The sequence below is a fragment of the Burkholderia sp. PU8-34 genome (assembly GCF_053427725.1).
In genome coordinates this window covers 1-19,997 of the sequence record NZ_JBSAXC010000022.1, presented here as the reverse complement: position 1 = coordinate 19,997, position 19,997 = coordinate 1, and the positions used below count along the sequence as shown (strand labels likewise).

The window sequence follows — 19,997 nt, the reverse complement described above, 5'->3', positions numbered from 1 at the left end:
CGCCGGAACACATCGAACCAGAAAAGGACACGACGCAATGCATACCGAGGACAATCGCGAAGCGATCGACGTGCTGATCGCGCACGGCTGCGTGATCACGCTCGATCCGCAGCGGCGCGTGATCGAGAACGGCGCGGTCGCCATCAAGGGCGAGCGCATCGTCGCCGTCGGCGACACCGATGCGCTGCAGGCGCGCTATCGTGCGGCGCGCACGATCGATGCGCACCGCAAGGCCGTGCTGCCGGGCCTCATCGACGCGCATGCACACGCTGGCCACGCGATGCTGCGCACGATCGGCGGCGCGGACGGCGATGCGTGGTCGGCCGCGGCCGAGACCATCTACACGCGCGCGTCGGACGAGGCATTCTGGGAGGCCGAGTCGCATCTCGCGGCGCTCGAGCGCCTGAAGGCCGGCGTGACGACCGGCGTGTCGCTGCTCGGCGGCGGCAACTCGATCATGCGCGTCGACGATCCCGTCTACGCGCGGCGACATTGCGACGCGGTCGTGCGCACCGGCACGCGCTCGATCGTCGCGGTCGGCCCGTCGCGGCCGCCGGCGCCGCGCGCGTATACGCGTTATACGCCGGACGGCAGCGAGACGCGCGACATCGATTTCGACACGATGTACGACGTGTGCGAGCACATCATCGACACCTGCCACGGCGACGCCGACGGCCGGATCCGGATCGCGCTCACGCTGCCCGTCTACGGCCCCGAGCACGATCCGGAACTCGCGCAATACGAGCGCGACTTCCGCGAGCAGGCCGCGCGCTACGGCGCGCTTGCGCGCGCGCGCGGCCTCACGTTCACGCAGGACGGCCATCGCGCCGGCACGCTTGCGTTCGCGCATCGCGAACTCGGGCTGCTCGGCAGCATGTCGTTCATGTCGCACAGCATCGACCTGACCGACGACGACATCGCGGCATGCGTGGAAACGGGCACCGCGATCGTCCATAACCCGAGCGCGATCATGTCGATCATCGGACGCTGCCCGGTGCCCGAACTGATCGACGCGGGCGTCACGGTGGCGATCGCGTCGGACGGCGCGGCGCCCGATCGCGGCTACGACATGTTCCGCCACATGTGGCAGTGCATGCACTACCATCGCCGGCACTTCCGCGATCCGGACGTACTGCCGCACGGCAAGGTGCTGGAGATGGTGACGATCGACGCGGCAAAGGCGCTGTCGATCGACCACGAAGTCGGCTCGCTCGAGGCGGGCAAGCTCGCGGACATCATCCTGGTCGACCTGTTCCGGCCGCACATGATGCCGATGAACATGCCCGTCTATCGTGTGACCTGCTTCGCGAACGCCGGGGACGTGTGCATGACGATGGTCGGCGGCCGGATCCTGATGGAGGACCGGCGCGTGCTGTCGGTCGACGAGCACGCGATTCTCGAACATGTGACGGAAGTCGCGGAAGCCACGTATGCACGCAGCGGGCTGCGTCATCTGCTCGACGAGCCGGCGACGCTGTGGGGGCGCAGCCACTACTGAATGACTGCCCGAGCGTTGTTGCCCGGCGGCACGTCGGCAAGGCCGGTCCGGTTCGGGCCGGCCTTTTTGCGGTTCTTCGCCGATTTCCGGGCAGCGCGCTGCAAAGTGCCGGAGCTGCGCCAGGAATGGGTATTCACCTCTGCCATCAATCAGACATTTGAGTGATCGCTTCGCGTTGGAAGCGGCCGTTTGGGTAACAGCAGACGAATCCGACGCCCGCACATTCAGATTGTCGACCGAATCCAATTCGGCTCCAGTCGGCGGCCGTACATCACACACTGAGCCGGTGCGTCCCAGTCGACGCGTTTCACCGCTGAAACGCTTTTCGCGCGCGCCCGAGGGCGGGCTTTCGGAATCCGTGACTGAACGGCCATGGTGCGATTCGTGCGTGCTCGAATCTGCCTCACGTGTGGGCCAAGCATCCAACCGGGACTGGCTTCAATAGCTTGGCCATTGCCTTCGCCCGTTCCCCCGAATTCGGCTTCCAGGGCTACGACGCCCGTGTCGCGTTTCTGTTCAAAGGAGTGAACGATGGAATCCGCATGCAAGCGATTCGGTGGGGGACATCGCATTTCCCGCGCCGTCATGATCGTCGCCCTGATGTCTTTCCAGGCCTGCCAGCTCGCCTCGGCCCAAACGCTTGCGATACATGATCTGGGTACGCTTCCGGGTGGTGACTACAGCTCGGCTGCCGCGATCAACAATCGCGGAGATGTGGTCGGTACATCGCGCACCGTGGTCAACACGAACACTGAACGCGCCTTTCTTTATCGGCAAGGCGTCATGACCGACCTTGGCGCCCTTCAAACTGGCGACAGCAGTTTCGCGCATGGAATCAATGACCGCGGACAGGTCGTGGGAGGTGCGCCCGCCGGGCCATTGCTCCGGCATGGCCAGGCCACGCACGCCTTCTTGTATGACGGCGGTGTCATGACGGATCTCGGCACGTCAACCTACGTCGGCAGCGAGGCCTACGGCGTGAATCAGCATGGCCGCGGGCAAGTGGTCGGAACGCTGTATGTCGGGATCAGAGGCGAAGGACACGCTTTCCTCTATGAGAACGGGCGCATCAACGACCTCGGATCGCTTCCGGACAATCCGTTTTACCTCGACAGTTATGGTGCGGCGATCAACAATCGTGGGCAAGCAGTCGGCACCGCCGGGCTGAGGATTCATTTCCACGAGCCGCCGCACGCGTTTCTTTACGAAAACGGCGTGATGAAGGATCTCGGTACGCTTGCCGGCGACAAGTACAGCTATGGCAACGCGATCAACGATAGCGGCCAGATCGTCGGCGAGTCGCGCGACGCTGCCGACCATGTTCACGCGTTCCTGTATCAGAACGGGATCATGACCAGCCTTGACACGCTGCCCGGCGGCAGCTACAGCACGGCGTCAGGAATCAACAACCGGGGGCAGGTGGTCGGCACGGCGGACAACGGCCACGGAGAATTGCACGGGTTTCTATACGAAAACGGCGTCATGACCGATCTCGGTGTGCTTCCGGGCGGCAACAGCAGTTCGGCTTTCGGGATCAACGAGCGCGGTGACGTGGTGGGCGAAGCATCGACCGCGAGCGGGCAGACGCACGCTGTCCTGTGGAGCCGATAGACGGATCACGCGTTTGTCGCACGTGCGATCCCCGCATGGTTCGCGCGTTTGGGGGCGGTTGTTTCGTTTCGAGCGCGCAATGCGCTCCGTGAGCGTCGCCAGTCGACGGGGCGTGCCGGTTGGGAGTGACCTAAATGGCGATCGAGTACTTTGCAGAGAGCAATCCGGCTACCCGAAACCTGCCGCGCTCGCTGGCGACCAAAGCCGGCGATCTGGTGTTCGTATCCGGTCAGGTCGCCAGAGACGAGGACGGTACCATCGTCGCTGGCGGGATCGACGCGCAGACGCGCCGGACATTGAAGAACGTCGCTCACATACTCGCGCTTGCGGGGTGTACGCTCGAGGACGTCGTGAAAATCACCGTCTGGCTTGAAGACGCCCGCGACTTCGATGAATTCAATCGCGTCTACGCGGAGTTTTTCCCCGGGAACAAGCCGTCGCGTTCGACATTACAGGCGACGAACATGGTCGGCACCAGAATAGAAATCGAGGCCATCGCTTATCGGCCCTGAGCGACACCTTGCGGATCATCTGCAGTCTTGACAGTCCGCCTTTACTTCGAGCGCGCGACCAAGGGGAGCATCGACCACTTTAGTGCGTTGCTGGACGGCCGATACTGTACGGCGAGCCCGATCATGTCGTCCGGAAAGCTCGTGAACTCGCATCTGCAATGGAGGCGTGCGCTCGAGGTCTGAATCGGACGCCGACTCGCGGGCGTTCGCGACTGGCGGACGCCGATAACCACGGAAGGCAACCATGTCGAAACTGATCGAAGCAATGACGAGCGCCATCGACAGCCTCCTGCCCGAGCTCGAGGCGATCTACAAGGACCTGCACCAGAACCCTGAACTGTCGATGCAGGAAGTCCGCACTGCGCGGATCGTTGCGGATTACGTAGAGAAGTTCGGCTACGAGGTCACGCGCAACGTGGGCGAGACGGGCGTGGTGGCTGTGCTGGGCAACGGTGCCGGGCCGACCGTGATGCTGCGCGCCGACATGGACGCGCTGCCGATGGCCGAAGCCACAGGGCTGCCCTATGCGAGCACTGCAAGAGCAAAGGATGAAGAGGGCGTCGAGGTTGGCGTCGCGCATTCGTGCGGTCATGACATGCACGTGACCTGGCTGATGGGTGTCGCGCGCCTGATGGCCGAACATCGCCATGTCTGGCGTGGCACGTTGATGGCCGTTTTTCAACCCGGAGAGGAAGTGGCGCGTGGTGCACGCGCCATGATCGACGACGGGATGGCCGAGCGCTTTCCGAAGCCCGACGTCATTCTGGGCCAGCACGTGATGGTCGGCGCGGCGGGCACGGTCGGTCATCGAAGCGGTACGATTCTCTCCGCGGGCGATAGCCTCAAGGTGAAGCTGTTCGGCCGCGGCTCGCACGGCTCGCAGCCACAGACCTCGATCGATCCGGTCATCATGGCGGCGTCGACGACGCTGCGCCTGCAGACGATCGTGTCGCGCGAAATCTCGCCACGCGACAGCGCGGTGCTGACCGTCGGTGCCCTGCAGGCGGGCACGAAGGAGAACATCATCCCCGACGACGCTACGCTCAAGCTCAACATGCGCACGTTTGACGAAGACGTGCGCGAATACATGCTCGGCGCGATCCGCCGTATCTGCTGCGCGGAATGCGCGGCCTCGAACGCACCGCGCGAGCCGGAATTCACGACGCTATCGAGCTACCCGCTCACGATCAACGACGCCGCCACGAACGAGCGCGTGCGCAACGCATTCGCAGCACATTTCGGCGAGCGCGCCTATGAAACGCAGCCCGCGGCAGCAAGCGAGGACTTCAGCGTGTTCGGCCGCGAATGGGACGTGCCCTACGCGTTCTGGTTCGTCGGCGGAACGGATCCCGAAACATTCAGGAAAGCGGTGGCCGAGAAAAAGCTCAACGAAATTCCGAGCAATCATTCGCCGAAGTTCGCGCCGGTGCTCGATCCGACGCTGCGCACCGGGCTGGAAGCCATGCTCTTCGCAGCCGGCGCCTGGCTCGACGAGGACGACGAATCAGCGTGAAATCCCACGCCGTGGACCGGGAAATCTACGCGTCGGCCACACTGCTCGGCGCGGGTGTGCAGGTCGCGTTTTTCCATGCGGGATGGACGAACTGGTCGAGGCTCGAGCGCACCTTCAGGACACGTTGCGGCGTACCGAAACGGAAGTGAGCGTCACGCGACGGCAACGGGCTGAAACAAACCTCGTCCACCCACAACGCGACGCGCGCAGCCAGGTCGCCGACCACGCGCCCGCCGATGGCCTCGTCGGCCGCGCTGGATCGTCACGCCGGCGCTTATTGCCCTCCGCGGTAGTAGCTCTGATTGAGCCGATCGAGCTCGCCTGACTTCTGCGTGCTGATTAGTTCCTGCTTGACCTGCGCGCGCGTGAGCGATGCAGGGCCGCCCGACTGCGACCCGGCACTGGGCATCCCGCCCACCGCGGTGGCGCTGATCGCGGCGTCGGATGGCGTGTTGCCGAACGCGCTCGTCGCTGACTTGGCACCTCCGTCTGCCTGGGCAATTCCGGCCGCACCCAGCATGCAGACTGCGGCCAGCGCCTTGTATACAGTCTTCATAGTGGCACCTCACATGAAAAGACATTACGACTCGTACTGTGTAGACGGCGCCGATGTGCGGCCGTCCGCGAAATTCGACGCGCCTCGCCCCAGCGGCAGCATCGGCCGCAACAGCGCGCGCCGCGTCCGACGACGCGCGAGCATTCCGCTTTCTCGCTTCTGCCATCAGCGGCTTCGCACGTTCTACGCCCCCGTCGATCAAACTTCGCATTCCTCTGGTGACTTCCCCCGGGCCAGCGCATTCGCACACGAATGCGCAACATTGCCTCGCAGCGGCCTCGCGCATGTCTTGTCCATCGTCTTGCCTGCGCATCGTGCCGCAACGCGGATCGAACATTCCGGTGGCACGCGCCGCCTGTCGGGCGGATCGCGCGCCTCGAGCCACGGCGCATCGGGCCGTGCAACCGGCAGGAATGAACAATGGTAGAAACCGCCGGCCGGATTAACGCCCCCTGAGAAGGGGGGTATTTGCGGAATTTGCCAACTTGCCGGACTAAAACCGGGGGGCGGGTCACCCAGTTCGTGATCAGCGCTGTAAATCCCGGTGAGCAGGACCACCAGCAAGCTGTTCCGCATGCGGCAGGCCAGTTGGGGGACGACAACGGCAGTTCACGAGTGTCTGCTTTCTCGCAAGCTGGACGGCATTTCAGGATCGTTAAGCAACATCCACCGCAATCCGCGAAGAATCTTTTTCATCGGCGAGCCTGTTGCCGGAAACGAAGAAGGGGCGTCGCGCTGATGCGCGACGCCCCTTCGCGTTTGCCGGCGGGTGCGGCCGGCCGCGTTTTCAGTTGTAGATGTCGAACGAGAAGTACTTCTTCGCGATGCGCTGATAGGTGCCGTCCTGGATCAGGCTCGCGAGCGCCTGGTTGATCTGCTGGCGCAGCGCGTCGTCGTCCTTGCGCACCCCGATCGCGGAGCCGACGCCGAGCGTCTTCGGATCGTGCAGCGGCGGGCCCGCGAATTCGAAGCCGGCGCCCTTCGCGGTCTTCAGGAAACCGAGGTCGGCCTGCACCGAGGACTGCAGCGACGCGTCGAGGCGGCCCGACAGCAGGTCCTGGTAGACGAGATCCTGCGTCTGGTACGTGCGGACCACGACGCCCTTCGGCTCCCAGTACGTGCGGGCATAGGTTTCCTGCGTCGAACCCTGCTCGACGCCCACGCTCTTGCCCGTCAACGATTCCGGCGTCGGCTGCAGGTTCGAGCCGCGTCGCGCGACGAGCCGCGGCGGCACATTGTTGATCTTGTCCGTAAACGCGATCTGCGCGAGGCGTTTCTCGGTCACGCTCATCGACGACAGCACGCCGTCGAACTTGCGCGCCTTCAGCGCCGGAATCATCCCGTCGAATGCGTTCTCGACCCACACGCAGCGGACCTTCATGCGTTCGCAGATCGCGTTGCCGAGATCGATGTCGAAGCCGACGAGCTTGCCGTCCGGCGCAAGGGATTCGAATGGCGCGTAGCTGGGATCGACGCCGAAGCGCAGGATCGCCGGGTCCTTCGCATGCGCGGCGGCGGCCGTCAGCGCGAGCGCGACGGCCATGACGAGCTTTTTCATTGATGTCTCCGATTGATGTAATTGGCTCGAAAGCGGTTGCGTGGCCGGTCTGCATGACTGCCCGCGGCCGGCCGCGCCGCGGACAGGCGAGCGGGTTCCGGCCGGATGCCGGCGCCCGCCCGGGTTCGGCTCAGCGCACGGCGCCGACGATGCGCGCCATGCTGCGCCGGTAGCTGACAGGGGAGAACACGGCGTTCAGCGCGGCCATTGCGACGACCAGCGCAACGTGCATCCACCATGCGATCGCGAAGCCGCCGCCCGCGTCGCGCAGCCAGCCGATCAGCCAGGGGCTCGCCGCGACGATCAGGAAGCCGATGCTCTGCACGAACGCGGCGAGCGCGCCCGCGAGCCGTGCGTCGGGCAGATGGTCGAGCGTCACGATCAGGCTCATCGAGAAGAACCCGCCGAGGCCGAGGCCGGCGCTCGCGACCCAGAACCACGGCGCAAATGCGGGCAGCGCGGCGAATCCGGCGAAACCGGCAGCCTGCAGCGCGAGCGTGAGCCACAACACGTTGCGCCGGTCGCGCGAATGTTTCGCGAGCATCGGCATCGCGAGCGCGCCGGTTGCCTGGAACACGGCCATCCATGCGAGAAGGTTGCCGCTCGCTTGCGCACTCATGCCGACGCTGCGGTAGAACGCGGGCAGCCAGGCGACGAGGCTCGCATAGCCGCTGTTGCAGAGGCCGAAGAACAGCGCGAGCTGCCATGCGCGTGCAATGCGTGCGAACGCAGCGACGGGGGGCGGTGCCGTGGCGGCGCGCACCGCGTCGCGCGGCGCCTTCGCGCGCCACAGCACGAGCGTGACGAGCGCGGGCACAGCCCACACGGCGAGCGCGAGATGCCAGCCGCCGCGCGCGGCGAGCCACGGGCCCGCGATTGCGCCGAACGCGCCGCCGCCGACCAGCGCGGCCGAATAGAGGCCCATCGCGAGCGGCAGCCGGTCGACGAACCAGCGCTTCGCGAGGCCCGGCACGAGCGCCTGGACCACGGCGACGCCGGCGCCCGCAACTGCGGCGCTGGCAATCAGGCCCGCGCTGCCGGCCGTCCACAGCCGCGATGTGCAGCCCGCGGCGATCAGCAGCAGCGCGGCGCTCAGCGCCCGCTGCTCGCCGAGGCGCCGTGCGAGCCCGACCCCGACGCCCGCGATCACGCCCATCAGGACGAACGGCAGCGTGGTCAGCAGCGCGGCGGCGCGAAAGCCGAGGCCCGTGTCGGCGCGCACGAGGTCGAGCACGGGGCCGAACGCGGTCAAGAACGGGCGCAGGTTGAGTCCGGCCAGCACCAGCAGTGCCAGCGCGCCATAGGACACGGAAACCGCGTGCGGTCGGCGAACGGCTTGCGCGGTGCCGGGGTCAGTCATCGGGATGCTCCAGGGAGGGCGGGCCAGCGGCCCGGTCGTGCGATGCTGAAAGGGTAAAGGCGCGCCTCGCCAGTTGAAAATTAAATATTCGACTGGCTTCCAGTGCGGAATTCGATAGGGGCGGAAGGGATGGGCGCGGGTGTCGGCGAGGGGCGAACCGCGCGCCGCGAAGGTCAAACCGTCACGACGATCTTCCCGACTTGCGCGCCGGCCTCCATGTACCGATGCGCATCGGCGATGTCCTCGAACGCGAACGTGCGGTCGATCGACGGCTTCAGCGCGCCTGCCGCGAGCCCGTCGGTGATGAAGCGCTTGGCCCGCTCGAGCCGCTGCGGATCGCCGCTGATCTCGAACAGCTCGTAGCCGCGCAGCGTCAGGTGCCGGGCGAGCAGATCCATCACGGGCACCACGATGTCGCGCGTATCGAGCGCGCCGTACTGGAAGAACGTGCCGTGCGGGCGCAGCGCGCGCAACTGGTGGGCCGCGTCCGGCCCGCCGACCGGATCGAACGCGATGCGCGCGCCGGTTCCGCCGGTCAATCGCAATACTTCCCGCGTCAGGTCTGTGCCGCTGCCGACGATCACGTGCGCGGCGCCGGCGTCGAGCAGCGCCTGACGCTTCGATTCGCCGCGGGTCAATGCGATCGGCACCGCGCCGATATGGTTCGCGATCTGGATCGCCGCCTGTCCGACGCTGCTCGATGCCGCGCCGATCAGCACGGCGTCGCCGCGCTGCAGCCCGCCGAGCTCGATCAGCGCGCCGTAGGCCGTGACGAACATCATCCACGTGGCGGCGGCTTCCTCGAACGAGAGGCTGGCCGGATGCCTGACGACCGCATGCGCCGGCACGTTGACACGCTCGCCATACATTCCGTAGTCGGCAAACGAGAACGCTGGCACGACGCTCACCGCGTCACCTTCGGCAAGGCCCGTCACGCCGGGGCCGACTGCCGCGACGACGCCCGCCGCCTCATAGCCGAGCGTCGCGGGAAAGCGCGGCTCGATCGTGTAGTTGCCGGTCCGGTACATGACTTCCGCGCGATTGAGGCCGATGGCCTTCACGCGAATCTGGATTTCGTCGGCGCCCGGTGCGGGCACGTCGACGTCGTCGATCTGCAGCACGTCGGGACCGCCGATACGGTGGAAACGAACGACACGGGACATGGACTTCTCCTTCGTTGAACGATGATCGGAACGCGCGGCGCTGCGACGGACGTCGTGATGCGGGCGACGTGCTGCGATGTGCCGGGATCGCATCGTGCGATCTCGCGTTTGACGAGGAGAACTGTAGGGCGCGGGCGGCGCGCGATAAACGCGCGACGGCATTACTGATTGTTATTCGACGAATAACAATGCGCGGGAGCAGGCGTCAGACGGGGTAGCGGCGTGCGAACAATTCGGTGAGCCAGTCGACGAACACGCGAACCTTGTCCGGCAGATGCGTGCGGTTCGGGTACAGCACGGAGACGGGCTTCGGGACGGCCGCGATGCCGGGCAGGATCTCGATCAGCTGGCCCGAGTCGATGTACGGCTGCAGCGCGGGCCGCAATGCCTGCACGATGCCGAGGCCGGCGAGCCCGCAGGACAGCAGCGCTTCCGAGTTGTTCGTGAGGAGACTGCTGGCCAGTTTCAGCGTGACGATTTCGCCGGCCGGGCGGAATGCCCACTCCATCACCTTGCGATTGGGGCCTGTGAAGAAATTGACCGCCCGATGCGCGCGCAGATCGTCGAGCGTACGCGGCAAGCCGTGACTGGACACATAGGCGGGGGACGCGCACGTGACCATCGGGATCATGCCGACCGTGCGCGCGACCATGCTCGAATCCCTGAGTGTGCCGACCCGCACGACGCAATCGATCCCCTCGCCGATCAGGTCCGCCGGCTGATCGCTCGCGCCGAGCACGACGTCGATCTGCGGATAGCGCTGCTGGAACTCCGTCAGTGCCGGGATCACGACCGTCTTCGCGAGCGCGACCGCGATGTCGAGGCGCAGCCGCCCCTTCGGCGCAGTGCGTTGCCGGGGGAAAGACGCAAACGCGTCGTCGATGCTCGCGAGCAGTTGAACGCAGCGCGTGTAGAACGCCTCGCCTTCGGCGGTCACGCTGACACGACGCGTGCTGCGGTTCAGCAGCCGGATGCCGAGTTCCTGCTCGAGTTGCTGCACGGCCTTCGTGACGGCCGGGCGGTGCAGTTGCAGCGTATCGGCGGCTTGCGTGAAGCTGCCGCGCTCGACGATCCGTACGTAGATCTGCATCGCTTGCAGACGATCCATCGGCATGTCCTGATCTCGTGGCGAACGGCAATCTTCGCATGGCCGCCGATGCACGGCTTGCGCGGAACGGACGCGGGCATCGTGCGCATTCGCGCGGCATGCTCGGACGTTGCGGCACGCCCGCGCCGTGCGGTCATCCAACCGGATGCAGATCCTGCAACAACGTCGGCACCAGCTCCGACACCGTCGGGTGAATGTGCATCGCGCGGCTGATCGTCGTGTACGGCGCGTTGGCCGCCATCACGTCGAGCAGCGCATGCACGACCTCGTCGCCCGTCACGCCGAGAATCGACGCGCCGAGGATCGCGTGGCTGTCCGCATCGACGATCACCTTCATGAAGCCCTGGCTCTCGCCTTTCTCCACCGCGCGCCCGACGCGTGTCATCGGGCGGGTGCCGACCAGCAGCCGGCGTCCCGATTGCATCGCTTCGGTTTGCGTCATCCCGACGCGGCCGAGCGGCGGGTCGATGTACATCGCATACGCGGGGATGCGGTCCGACACCTTGCGCGGATCGTTGTCGAGCAGGTTGGCCGCGACGATCTCGTAGTCGTTGTACGACGTATGCGTGAACGCGCCGCGGCCGTTGCAGTCGCCCATCGCCCAGATGCCGGGCACGTTGGTGCGCAACTGCTCGTCGACCGGGATGTAGCCGTGCGCATCGGTGGCGATGCCGGCCCGGTCGAGCCCGAGGTCGTCGGTGTTCGGCACGCGGCCGACCGCGAGCAGCAGGTGCGAGCCCGCGGCTTCGCGCGCGCCGGTTGTGCAATCGAGCCCGACAATGACGCGCTCGCCGTCGCGCCGCGCGCTCAGGCAGTTCGCGTCGAGCTGCACGTCGATGCCTTCGTTCTCGAGGATCTCCCGCACGGCCTGCGACACGTCCTCGTCCTCGCGGCGGATCAGGCGCGGGCCTTTCTCGACGATCGTCACGCGCGACCCGAAGCGCCGGTACATCTGGCCGAACTCGAGCCCGACGTAGCTGCCGCCGACGACGATCAGGTGCTCGGGCAGGAAGTCGACGTCCATCATCGTCGAGTTGGTCAGGAACGGCACCTGGTCGAGGCCCGGCATCGGCGGCACCAGCGCGCGGCCGCCGACGTTGATGAAGATTCGTTCCGCTTCCAGCACCGTGTCGCCGACGCGGACCGTGCGCGCGCTGTCGAAACGCGCGTGGCCCTCGAACACCGTCGCATGCTCGAGGCCGCGCATCCACTGTTCGACGCCGCGGGTCGAGCGCCCGGAGATCTCGTCCTTGCGCGCCTTCACGCGCTTCATGTCGACCGTGACCGGCCCGCCGACCGCGACGCCGTATTCGGCGGCCCGCCGCGCGAGATGCGCGGCATAGGCGCTCGCGATCAGCGTCTTGGTCGGGATGCAGCCGGTGTTCACGCAAGTGCCGCCGAAGCGGCCCCGCTCGATCACGGCAACCTTCATGCCCGCGCCGGACAGCCGTGCGGCGAGCGGCGGGCCGGCTTGCCCGGTGCCGATGATGATCGCATCGAATCGTTGGGTCATCGCGTCCATACCATCTCCTTCGCCGCAGGTGCGTCGTGGGCAAGGCGTTGCGCAAGCGGTGTGCCCGCCTGCCGGGCCGCATGCGCGTTGCGCCGACTGCCTATGGTAGACCTGTCGGCCGGCGATCACGACCGGTTCGTGCGGCGCGCGTGCGGGTCGCAGCGGAACGTGACGAAGCCGGTCCGGTGCTGACCGCGCGCGGCCTGCCGTCGTCCACCGCCGCATCCGGCCGCTTTCGGCCTGGCGTGAAGCGTGCCAGAATCGCCGTTCGGATCGTTCAGCATCACGCGTTGGCTCCGGCGGACCGGGGCCGTTATCTGGAGGAGCTTCCGATGACCGCTTCCGCTGCCGTGTTCGGCATTCTGGTCGCGCTGTGGCTGGGCGCGATGATTCCCGGCCCGAGCTTCGTGCTCGTCGCGCGCAATTCGATCGGCCTGTCGCGCCGCGACGGCCTCGCGACCGCACTCGGCATGGGCGCCGGCGGGATCTTCTTCGGCGGCATCGCGCTGGCCGGCCTCTATACGCTGCTGCAGGCGGTCGAATGGCTGTACGTCGGCCTGAAGGTCGCGGGCGGCGCGTACCTGATCTACATGGCGTCGAAGATCTGGCGCGGCGCGGCCCACCCGATCGCGATGGACGATCCGCAGGCCGCCCGCGCGGGCAGCGCGCGCAAGTCGTTCTGGACGGGCCTCACGACCCAGCTCAGCAACCCGAAGACGGCCATCTGGTATGGCAGCATCTTCGCGGCGCTGTTGCCGCAGCATCCGCCGCTGTGGTGCTATCTCGCGCTGCCGCCGCTCGTGTTCGGCGTCGAGTTCGGCTGGTACACGATCATCGCGCTGTGCTTTTCCAGCCGCCGGCCGCGCGAGCTGTACCTGCGCGCGAAGAAGTGGGTCGACCGGATCGCGGCGGGTGCGATCGCGGCGCTCGGCGTCCGGCTGATCCTCACCGCGCCGAAAGCGGGGATCTGACCCGCTGGCGGCCACGGGCACGTACACGTGCGCGGGCTCGTACACGTACGCGGGCACGGGCACGGGCACGCGCACGGGCCACGGCCACAGCCACCGGCCACAGCCACCGCCCACCGCCCACCGCCCACCGCCCACCGCCGGCCGTTCATCGCGTGTGCGGCGACCGTTGACCGTGATGCCGGATGTCCGGCGGCGCTCGCCGGACTGCCGTTTACGCCGTTCACGCGGCCGACGCCGCCCGCTTCAGCGGCATTCCCGATCTTCGCCCGCCACCCCCGATTTCGCTGCCGGCCTTGTGCGGCGGGCGTTCGCGCCGCCGCCACCCGGTCCCTGACCCGCCCGCCGACCGCAAACTGACGGTCCACCCCTCGCCGACGTGTAAACTGCTGCCTTTTTTGACGGTAGCTGTCATGGTGCAAGCACCCCCGCGCATGGCATTGAGCGGTCCGACGCTCGTTCGCCTGCTCGCGCGCCTGGCGGACGCCGACGTGCCCGAATCCCGGCAGACGCTCGCGGACCGGCTGAGCCAGTGGCTCGGCTGGACGGACGCGATCACGCTGTCGTCGGCGCTGAGCGCGAGCCCGCCCGCCGTCGCCGGCAGCGCGCGCGCGTCCGGCGGCGACGCGGAGCGCGAATGTGCACGCGTGCGCCACGAACTCGCGCAGGCAATCACCGGCGGCAGCCGGCCCGCCGCCGGCCGCCGCACGGGTGCGCTGCCGGCGCCGCCGGCAGCCGACACGGCCGATTTCGCGGATTTCCGTCAACGCTACCTGTCCCGGCAGCAGGAGATGGAGACCGCGATCTGCCAGTTGCGCGGCCGCCTGCGCGTCACGCTCGCCGCGCGCACGCCCGGCATGGCGCGGCTCGCGACGCTCGACGCGATCATGGAGCGGGTGCTCGGCGCGCGTGAGCGCAGCCTGCTGGCGACCGTGCCGGCGTTGCTCGGCGCGCACTTCGAGCGCCTGCGCGGCGCGCAACGGCAGGCGCTCGCCGACGCCGAGGCGTCGGGAAGCGCAGAAGGAAGCGCAGAAGGAAGCGCGGCAGGCACCCCGGCAGGTACCCCGGCAGGTACCACGGCAGGTACCACGGCAGGTACCACGGCAGTTGCACCCGGCGCATGGCTGGACGTATTCCGCGCGGATATGCGCAGCGTCCTGCTCGCCGAACTGGAAATCCGGTTTCAACCGGTGGAAGGGCTGCTCGCGGCGCTTCGCACCAGCTAATCATCACGTTATGTCCAGAATTCGTTTTGATCTCGTTGTATTCGTGGCCGGTCTGCTCGCGGTGTGCTGGATCGGCACCGGCTATGTCGTGTCGAATCCGCTGGCGGCGGCTGTCACGCTGCTGATCGGAGCCTGCTACCTCGCCGGCGCGTTCGAACTGTGGCGCTACCGGCAGGCCACCGCGACGCTTGCGCGCGCCGTTGCCGACCTGTCGACGCCGCCGACGAAGCTCGACGCGTGGCTCGACACGCTGCATCCGGGCCTGCGCAGCGCGGTGCGCGCGCGCATTGAAGGCGCGCGCGCGGCGCTGCCGGGGCCGGCGCTCACGCCGTACCTGGTCGGCCTGCTCGTGCTGCTCGGCATGCTCGGCACGCTGCTCGGGATGGTCGTGACGCTGAAGGGCACCGGCGCGGCGCTGGAAAGCGCGACCGACCTCGATGCGATCCGCGCGTCGCTGATCGCGCCGGTCAAGGGGCTCGGGTTCGCGTTCGGCACGTCGATCGCCGGCGTCGCGACGTCCGCGATGCTCGGGCTGCTGTCCGCGCTGGTCCGCCGCGAGCGGATCGACGCGGTGCAGCAGCTCGACGCGAAGATCGCGACGACGCTGCGCGTGCATTCGTCCGCGCATCAGCGCGACGAATCGTTCCGGCTCCTGCAGCAGCAGGCCGACGTGATGCCGGCGCTGGTCGATCGGCTGCAGACGATGATGACGGCGCTCGAGCAGCGCAGCGTCGCGCTGCACGCGCAGCAGCTCGACAACCAGCAGGCGTTCTTCGACCGGACCGACCAGGCGTATGCGCGGCTCGCGTCGAGCGTCGGGCAGTCGCTGCAGGACAGCGCCGCCGAGAGCGCGCGGGTGGCCGGTGCGGCGCTGCAACCGGTGATGGAAGCGACGATGGCGGGGCTCGAGCGCGAGATGGCCGTGATGCGCGATACCGTCACGCACGCAGTCGAGCGGCAGCTGGACGGCCTGTCGAGCGGCTTCGAGGCGACCACGGCCAACGTGACGGGCATCTGGAACCGCGCGCTGGCCGATCATCAGCGCACGAACGAAGCGGCGGCCGAGCATCTGCGCGGCGCGCTCGCGCAGTTCACCGACACGTTCGCGCAGCGCTCGACCGCGCTGGTGGAGGGTGTCGCGACGCGTCTCGAAGCGACCGAGCAGCGCATGTCGGACGCATGGAACCACGCGCTGGCGCGGCAGGAGCAGGTCGGCGAGACGCTGGCCGGTCACAACGCACGGGCACTGGAATCGGCTGCGGCGACGTTCGAGCAGCATGCGGCGTCGCTGCTGCGCACGGTGGGCGATTCGCATGCAGGGCTGCAGACGGATCTGGCATCGCGTGACGAAGCGCGGCTGGCGGCGTGGACCGCATCGCTCGCGGCAATGTCGGCTGCGCTGCGCGACGAGTGGGCGCAGACCAGTGCAAACAACACGAGCCGTCAGCAAGAGATCTGCGACGCGCTCGCGCAAACCACGCGTGACATCACCGCGCAGGCTGCGACGTTCGAGCAGCATTCGGCATCGCTGCTGCACACGATGAGCGAATCGCATACGGGCCTGCAAACCGAACTGGCGTCGCGTGACGAAGCGCGGCTGGCGGGGTGGACCGCATCGCTCGCGGCAATGTCGGCTGCGCTGCGCGACGAGTGGGCTCAGACGAGTGCAAGCAATACGAGCCGTCAGCAAGAGATTTGCAATGCGCTCGCGCAAACCACGCGCGACATCAGCGCACAGGCTGCGACGTTCGAACAGCATTCGGCATCGCTGCTGCACACGATGAGCGAATCGCACACGAACCTGCAGACAGAGCTGGCGTCGCGCGACGAGCAGCGCCTGTCGGCATGGACCGATTCGCTCGCGTCGATCGCGGCCAAGCTGAGCCACGAATGGGAGCAGGCGAGCACGCATACCGCGACCCGCCAGCAGGACATCTGCGACGCGCTCGCGCAAACCACGCGCGACCTCACCGCACAGGCCGAGACGTTCGAGCAGCATTCGGCCGCGCTGCTGCGCACGATCGGCGAATCGCACGCGAACCTGCAGACGGAACTGGCGTCGCGCGACGAGCAGCGCCTGTCGGCGTGGACCGACGCGCTCGCGTCGATGGCGGCCGCGCTGCGCGACGAATGGGCGCAGACGAGCGCGCACGCGGCGACTCGCCAGCAGGACATCTGCGAGACGCTGGCGCGCACCGCGAACGACATCACCGCGCAGGCGCAGGCGCACGCGAGCGACACGATCAACGAGATCTCGCGGCTCGTGCAGGCCGCATCGGAAGCGCCGAAGGCTGCGGCCGAAGTCGTCGCCGAACTGCGCCAGCGCCTGTCGGACAGCATGGTCCGCGACACCGCGATGCTCGAGGAGCGCAGCCGCCTGCTGGCGACGCTCGAAACGCTGCTCGACGCGGTCAACCACGCTTCGACCGAACAGCGCAGCGCGGTCTATGCACTGGTCGGCACGTCGGCCGACCTGCTGGAGCGCGTCGGTGCGCGCTTCAACGACACGGTCGATGCGGAATCCCGCAAGCTCGACGCCGTTGCCGCACAGGTGACGGCCGGCGCGGTCGAGGTCGCGAGCCTCGGCGATGCGTTCGGCATGGCCGTGCATGCGTTCGGCGAATCGAACGACAAGCTGCTGTCCCACCTGCAGCGAATCGAAGCCGCGCTCGAGAAATCCCTTGTGCGCAGCGACGAGCAGCTCGAGTACTACGTCGCACAGGCGCGCGAAGTGATCGACCTGAGCATGATGTCGCAGAAGCAGATCGTCGAAGACCTGCAGCATCTCGCCGGCCGGCGAGCGTCCGTCGGAGCGTAACGCATGCACGACGAAATCGACGGCGGCGCGGAATCGGTCGCGCCGGTCTGGCCCGCGTTCGCCGACCTGATGTCGGTGCTGCTCGGTGCGTTCGTGCTGATCCTCGTCGGCGTGATCGGCATGCAGCTTCAGGTGACGTCGAAGCTCGAGGAGGCGATCAAGCAGCGCCAGCAGGAAGCGCAGCAGCGCAAGCTGCTCGAGGAAGCCCTCGCGGGGCCGCTCGCGGCCGGCCGCGTGACGCTCGTGAACGGGCGCATCGGCATCAGCGGCAACGTGCTGTTCGCGCTGAACTCCGACCAGATCCAGCCAGAAGGCCAGGCGCTGCTGAAGACGCTGGCCGGCCCGCTGGCCGCGTACCTGAAGACCCGCGACGAGATCCTGATGATCAGCGGCTTCTCCGACGACCAGCAGGTGCGGGCCGGCAACCGCCTGTTCGCGGACAACTGGGAACTGTCGGCCAAGCGCGCGCTGACGGTCACGCGCGCGCTGATCGACGCGGGCGTGCCCGCATCGTCGGTGTTCGCGGCCGCGTTCGGCTCGCAGCAGCCGGTCAGCGCGAACACCGACGAAGCCGGGCGCGCGAAGAATCGCCGCGTCGAGATCGCGCCGGTGCCGCGCCAGTCCGCATCGAATGGTGGCCACCGTGTGCAGTGACGCGATGGCGCCGCGCGCGATGCTCGACGCATGGCGCGAGCGTGGCGAGCATCGGCTGGACCCCGTGCGTTTTCATCTGATGGACGCACTGGAGCGGCGCGCGGCCGGCCACGACGGCGACGCGCGCCGCCTGCTCGACGAGCGGCTCGCGAAGCTGCTGGCCGGCTATGCGGACGATGTCGCGCGTGCGTCGTCGAATGCTGGCGATACCGGCGATACCGGCGATACCGGCGATACCGGCGATATCAGCGATATCAGCGATTCCAGCGATATCAGCGATTCCAGCGATTCCGCGGCCAATTCGGCGCCGGGCAAACCGGCGCGCGGTGCGTTGGCGGGGCTCGTCGATCGCATCGCGCGCGACGCGCAGGCGGACCGGGCCGGGATCGATCCGGCCATGATCGAGTATTTCCGGGCCACGTGGTCGAAGGTCCGCACCGAGAAGCAATACCGGCAGGCGCTCGATCAGGTGCCGCGCAATGCGGGCCCGCTCAATTCGAACAGCCTCGTGCACCGGTCGCTGTCGCTGATGCGCGACCTGTCGCCCGGGTATCTGCAGCAATTCCTGTCGTACGTCGACGCGCTGTCGTGGCTCGAAGATCTCACCGGCGGCGGCGCGCAGCCGGAGAAGGAAGCGCCGCGCGCGAAGGGTGTGAAGAAGGCGGCGCGGGGGAAGGCGCGGTAGTCAATCCGGGTCGCGTGTCGGTTCGATGGCATTGCGCAATGCATGCAACGCGTCGGCCAGCGCGCTCGCGAACGGCGGATATGCGGCGATGCCCGCGGCGTCGAGCTGGCTGCCGAGGATCGGGATCGCGACCGATGCATCTTCGACGAGCCGCGCCGACATGATCGACAGCGTTTCCTTCAGCGCCGCGTCCGCGTGCATCGCGCGCGGCGACGCGTTGAGCACCGCCACCGGCATGTGCACGAACGCGTCACAGCCGACGACCCAGTCGAGCGCATTCTTCATTACGCCGGACACGCCGTGCGCGTACTCCGGGCTCGCGATCAGCACGCCGTCGGCCGCATTCAAGCGGTCGATCAGGTCGCGCACGGGTTCGGGTGTCGGGTATTCGGCGTCGGGGTTGAAGAGCGGGAACTGGTCGAGACGCTGAAAACGCGCGATGCGCATGCCGGCCGGCGCGACGGCAGCGGCGGCGTCGAGCAGCGCCGCGTTGTACGAGCGGGACCGGAGGCTGCCGCAGAGCGCGACGATGTCGACGCGCGAGTGGGTGTCACGGTGGGATTCGGTCGGCATGGACGGAGAGCTTGGGGACAATGACGCGTGTTGATGCGCAGCGCGCGGTTGCAGGATTATCGCATTGCATCGGCGAAATCCGGGCCGGATGCCATCGTCCGATTGCACCTCCTTGCGCCGTCGGCATCACCGGTTCGCCGCCACCTCTCTGCCTGTCCGAACGATAACCGTACCGCGATTCGCCGCTGCCCGGCGGCCCCGTGCCATCTACGGAATAACCCTGTCGACACCATCCCGATAAGAAAATTAGATGGACATCCGTGCCGGATTCGGCACATGCCCGGCAAGCCCGAAACCTACAATCCAACCTGTCCGATTCGAAAGACGTGGTGGATTCAAATGACTGACAAGGCAATGCTGGTGGTAAGCGCGCACAGCGCGGATTTCGTATGGCGCGCGGGCGGTGCGATCGCGCTGCACAAGAAAAACGGATACCGGGTCAAGGTGGTCTGCCTGTCGTTCGGCGAGCGCGGCGAATCCGCGAAGCTGTGGCGCAAGGGCGAGATGCATGCGGTGTGGGACGGCGGGGCTGACCGGCGGTGAAGCGAGCGGCGCAACGACATCACTCTGCGACGACCTTGAGCGCCGTCTTTCGCCAACGCGCGCTCCGTTGCTGCTACGACTTCATGCTTGCGTGAGCCTTCCGCAACATTTTGTGACGATTTCTCGATCGCCGGAATA

At 67.4% G+C, this 19,997-nt stretch carries 19 protein-coding genes and 1 pseudogene; 12 read left to right on the top strand and 8 right to left on the bottom strand.

Annotated elements, in window-relative coordinates:
* Nucleotides 1-37 precede the first annotated feature (37 nt).
* The 5 genes from ACV22Z_RS31930 (at nt 38) to ACV22Z_RS31910 (ending at nt 5,283) form a co-directional block, all read left to right on the top strand.
* On the top strand, nt 38-1,498 hold the full coding sequence (locus ACV22Z_RS31930; RefSeq protein ID WP_448080232.1) for an amidohydrolase family protein: 1,461 nt from the start codon (nt 38-40) through the stop codon (nt 1,496-1,498).
* A gap of 531 nt (nt 1,499-2,029) precedes the next feature.
* Nucleotides 2,030-3,109 (top strand): DUF3466 family protein, encoded by a 1,080-nt coding sequence (locus ACV22Z_RS31925; protein WP_448080231.1) that lies wholly within the window; start codon nt 2,030-2,032, stop codon nt 3,107-3,109.
* A 134-nt stretch (nt 3,110-3,243) separates the two neighbouring features.
* Entirely contained in the window at nt 3,244-3,621 is a 378-nt protein-coding gene (locus tag ACV22Z_RS31920) for a RidA family protein (protein WP_448080230.1), read from the top strand.
* Nucleotides 3,622-3,865: 244 nt separating this feature from the next.
* Nucleotides 3,866-5,134, top strand: coding sequence for a M20 family metallopeptidase (locus tag ACV22Z_RS31915; protein ID WP_448080229.1), 1,269 nt, complete (start codon nt 3,866-3,868; stop codon nt 5,132-5,134).
* Nucleotides 5,131-5,283, top strand: coding sequence for a hypothetical protein (locus ACV22Z_RS31910; RefSeq protein WP_448080228.1), 153 nt, complete (start codon nt 5,131-5,133; stop codon nt 5,281-5,283). Before ACV22Z_RS31915 ends, ACV22Z_RS31910 begins: the two co-directional genes overlap by 4 nt.
* Nucleotides 5,284-5,408: 125 nt before the next feature.
* Here the strand turns inward: ACV22Z_RS31910 and ACV22Z_RS31905 are convergent, their stop codons facing one another.
* On the bottom strand, nt 5,409-5,690 hold the full coding sequence (locus tag ACV22Z_RS31905) for a DUF4148 domain-containing protein (protein WP_448080227.1): 282 nt from the start codon (nt 5,688-5,690) through the stop codon (nt 5,409-5,411).
* Nucleotides 5,691-6,234: 544 nt separating this feature from the next.
* Here ACV22Z_RS31905 and ACV22Z_RS31900 point away from each other — a divergent pair.
* A complete protein-coding gene (locus ACV22Z_RS31900) occupies nt 6,235-6,429 on the top strand; it encodes a hypothetical protein (RefSeq protein ID WP_448080226.1) in 195 nt (64 codons plus the stop codon).
* A 48-nt stretch (nt 6,430-6,477) separates the two neighbouring features.
* Here the strand turns inward: ACV22Z_RS31900 and ACV22Z_RS31895 are convergent, their stop codons facing one another.
* The 6 genes from ACV22Z_RS31895 to ACV22Z_RS31870 all read right to left on the bottom strand — a co-directional run bounded on the left by ACV22Z_RS31895 (nt 6,478) and on the right by ACV22Z_RS31870 (nt 12,679).
* Nucleotides 6,478-7,248: an ABC transporter substrate-binding protein gene (locus ACV22Z_RS31895; protein ID WP_448080225.1), complete on the bottom strand. Its 771-nt coding sequence runs from the start codon at nt 7,246-7,248 to the stop codon at nt 6,478-6,480.
* A 130-nt stretch (nt 7,249-7,378) separates the two neighbouring features.
* Nucleotides 7,379-8,608: a cyanate transporter gene (locus ACV22Z_RS31890; RefSeq protein WP_448080224.1), complete on the bottom strand. Its 1,230-nt coding sequence runs from the start codon at nt 8,606-8,608 to the stop codon at nt 7,379-7,381.
* A 173-nt stretch (nt 8,609-8,781) separates the two neighbouring features.
* Nucleotides 8,782-9,771: a zinc-dependent alcohol dehydrogenase family protein gene (locus tag ACV22Z_RS31885; protein WP_448080223.1), complete on the bottom strand. Its 990-nt coding sequence runs from the start codon at nt 9,769-9,771 to the stop codon at nt 8,782-8,784.
* A 205-nt stretch (nt 9,772-9,976) separates the two neighbouring features.
* Nucleotides 9,977-10,879, bottom strand: coding sequence for a LysR substrate-binding domain-containing protein (locus tag ACV22Z_RS31880; RefSeq protein WP_448080222.1), 903 nt, complete (start codon nt 10,877-10,879; stop codon nt 9,977-9,979).
* Between the two features lie 133 nt (nt 10,880-11,012).
* Nucleotides 11,013-12,392, bottom strand: coding sequence for an FAD-containing oxidoreductase (locus tag ACV22Z_RS31875; protein ID WP_448080299.1), 1,380 nt, complete (start codon nt 12,390-12,392; stop codon nt 11,013-11,015).
* Nucleotides 12,393-12,517: 125 nt separating this feature from the next.
* Complete coding sequence (locus tag ACV22Z_RS31870; protein WP_448080221.1) at nt 12,518-12,679, bottom strand: hypothetical protein; 162 nt, start codon at nt 12,677-12,679, stop codon at nt 12,518-12,520.
* 45 nt (nt 12,680-12,724) lie between these two features.
* Between ACV22Z_RS31870 and ACV22Z_RS31865 the strand changes: the two genes are divergently transcribed.
* The 5 genes from ACV22Z_RS31865 (at nt 12,725) to ACV22Z_RS31845 (ending at nt 18,743) form a co-directional block, all read left to right on the top strand.
* Nucleotides 12,725-13,363, top strand: a complete 639-nt coding sequence (locus ACV22Z_RS31865; protein ID WP_448080220.1) for a LysE family translocator — start codon at nt 12,725-12,727, stop codon at nt 13,361-13,363.
* 410 nt (nt 13,364-13,773) lie between these two features.
* Nucleotides 13,774-14,586, top strand: a complete 813-nt coding sequence (locus ACV22Z_RS31860) for a DUF3348 domain-containing protein (RefSeq protein WP_448080219.1) — start codon at nt 13,774-13,776, stop codon at nt 14,584-14,586.
* 10 nt (nt 14,587-14,596) lie between these two features.
* A complete protein-coding gene (locus ACV22Z_RS31855) occupies nt 14,597-17,404 on the top strand; it encodes a DUF802 domain-containing protein (protein WP_448080218.1) in 2,808 nt (935 codons plus the stop codon).
* A 3-nt stretch (nt 17,405-17,407) separates the two neighbouring features.
* Complete coding sequence (locus ACV22Z_RS31850) at nt 17,408-18,058, top strand: OmpA family protein (protein ID WP_448080217.1); 651 nt, start codon at nt 17,408-17,410, stop codon at nt 18,056-18,058.
* A complete protein-coding gene (locus ACV22Z_RS31845; RefSeq protein ID WP_448080216.1) occupies nt 18,048-18,743 on the top strand; it encodes a DUF2894 domain-containing protein in 696 nt (231 codons plus the stop codon). Before ACV22Z_RS31850 ends, ACV22Z_RS31845 begins: the two co-directional genes overlap by 11 nt.
* Here ACV22Z_RS31845 and ACV22Z_RS31840 read toward each other — a convergent pair whose 3' ends face one another.
* Nucleotides 18,744-19,316: an NADPH-dependent FMN reductase gene (locus ACV22Z_RS31840; protein WP_448080215.1), complete on the bottom strand. Its 573-nt coding sequence runs from the start codon at nt 19,314-19,316 to the stop codon at nt 18,744-18,746.
* A gap of 339 nt (nt 19,317-19,655) precedes the next feature.
* Between ACV22Z_RS31840 and ACV22Z_RS31835 the strand changes: the two are divergent.
* A pseudogene (locus tag ACV22Z_RS31835) lies at nt 19,656-19,823 on the top strand (PIG-L deacetylase family protein); the annotation flags it as partial.
* Between the last annotated feature and the right edge of the window lie 174 nt (nt 19,824-19,997).

What these genes read in the sequence shown, in the direction of transcription:
- ACV22Z_RS31930 (WP_448080232.1), top strand. Translation starts at nt 38, where the DNA reads ATGCATACCGAGGACAATCGCGAAGCGATCGACGTGCTGATCGCGCAC.
- ACV22Z_RS31925 (WP_448080231.1), top strand. Translation starts at nt 2,030, where the DNA reads ATGGAATCCGCATGCAAGCGATTCGGTGGGGGACATCGCATTTCCCGC.
- ACV22Z_RS31920 (WP_448080230.1), top strand. Translation starts at nt 3,244, where the DNA reads ATGGCGATCGAGTACTTTGCAGAGAGCAATCCGGCTACCCGAAACCTG.
- ACV22Z_RS31915 (WP_448080229.1), top strand. Translation starts at nt 3,866, where the DNA reads ATGTCGAAACTGATCGAAGCAATGACGAGCGCCATCGACAGCCTCCTG.
- ACV22Z_RS31905 (WP_448080227.1), bottom strand. Translation starts at nt 5,690, where the DNA reads ATGAAGACTGTATACAAGGCGCTGGCCGCAGTCTGCATGCTGGGTGCG.
- ACV22Z_RS31895 (WP_448080225.1), bottom strand. Translation starts at nt 7,248, where the DNA reads ATGAAAAAGCTCGTCATGGCCGTCGCGCTCGCGCTGACGGCCGCCGCC.
- ACV22Z_RS31890 (WP_448080224.1), bottom strand. Translation starts at nt 8,608, where the DNA reads ATGACTGACCCCGGCACCGCGCAAGCCGTTCGCCGACCGCACGCGGTT.
- ACV22Z_RS31885 (WP_448080223.1), bottom strand. Translation starts at nt 9,771, where the DNA reads ATGTCCCGTGTCGTTCGTTTCCACCGTATCGGCGGTCCCGACGTGCTG.
- ACV22Z_RS31880 (WP_448080222.1), bottom strand. Translation starts at nt 10,879, where the DNA reads ATGGATCGTCTGCAAGCGATGCAGATCTACGTACGGATCGTCGAGCGC.
- ACV22Z_RS31875 (WP_448080299.1), bottom strand. Translation starts at nt 12,392, where the DNA reads ATGACCCAACGATTCGATGCGATCATCATCGGCACCGGGCAAGCCGGC.
- ACV22Z_RS31865 (WP_448080220.1), top strand. Translation starts at nt 12,725, where the DNA reads ATGACCGCTTCCGCTGCCGTGTTCGGCATTCTGGTCGCGCTGTGGCTG.
- ACV22Z_RS31860 (WP_448080219.1), top strand. Translation starts at nt 13,774, where the DNA reads ATGGTGCAAGCACCCCCGCGCATGGCATTGAGCGGTCCGACGCTCGTT.
- ACV22Z_RS31855 (WP_448080218.1), top strand. Translation starts at nt 14,597, where the DNA reads ATGTCCAGAATTCGTTTTGATCTCGTTGTATTCGTGGCCGGTCTGCTC.
- ACV22Z_RS31850 (WP_448080217.1), top strand. Translation starts at nt 17,408, where the DNA reads ATGCACGACGAAATCGACGGCGGCGCGGAATCGGTCGCGCCGGTCTGG.
- ACV22Z_RS31840 (WP_448080215.1), bottom strand. Translation starts at nt 19,316, where the DNA reads ATGCCGACCGAATCCCACCGTGACACCCACTCGCGCGTCGACATCGTC.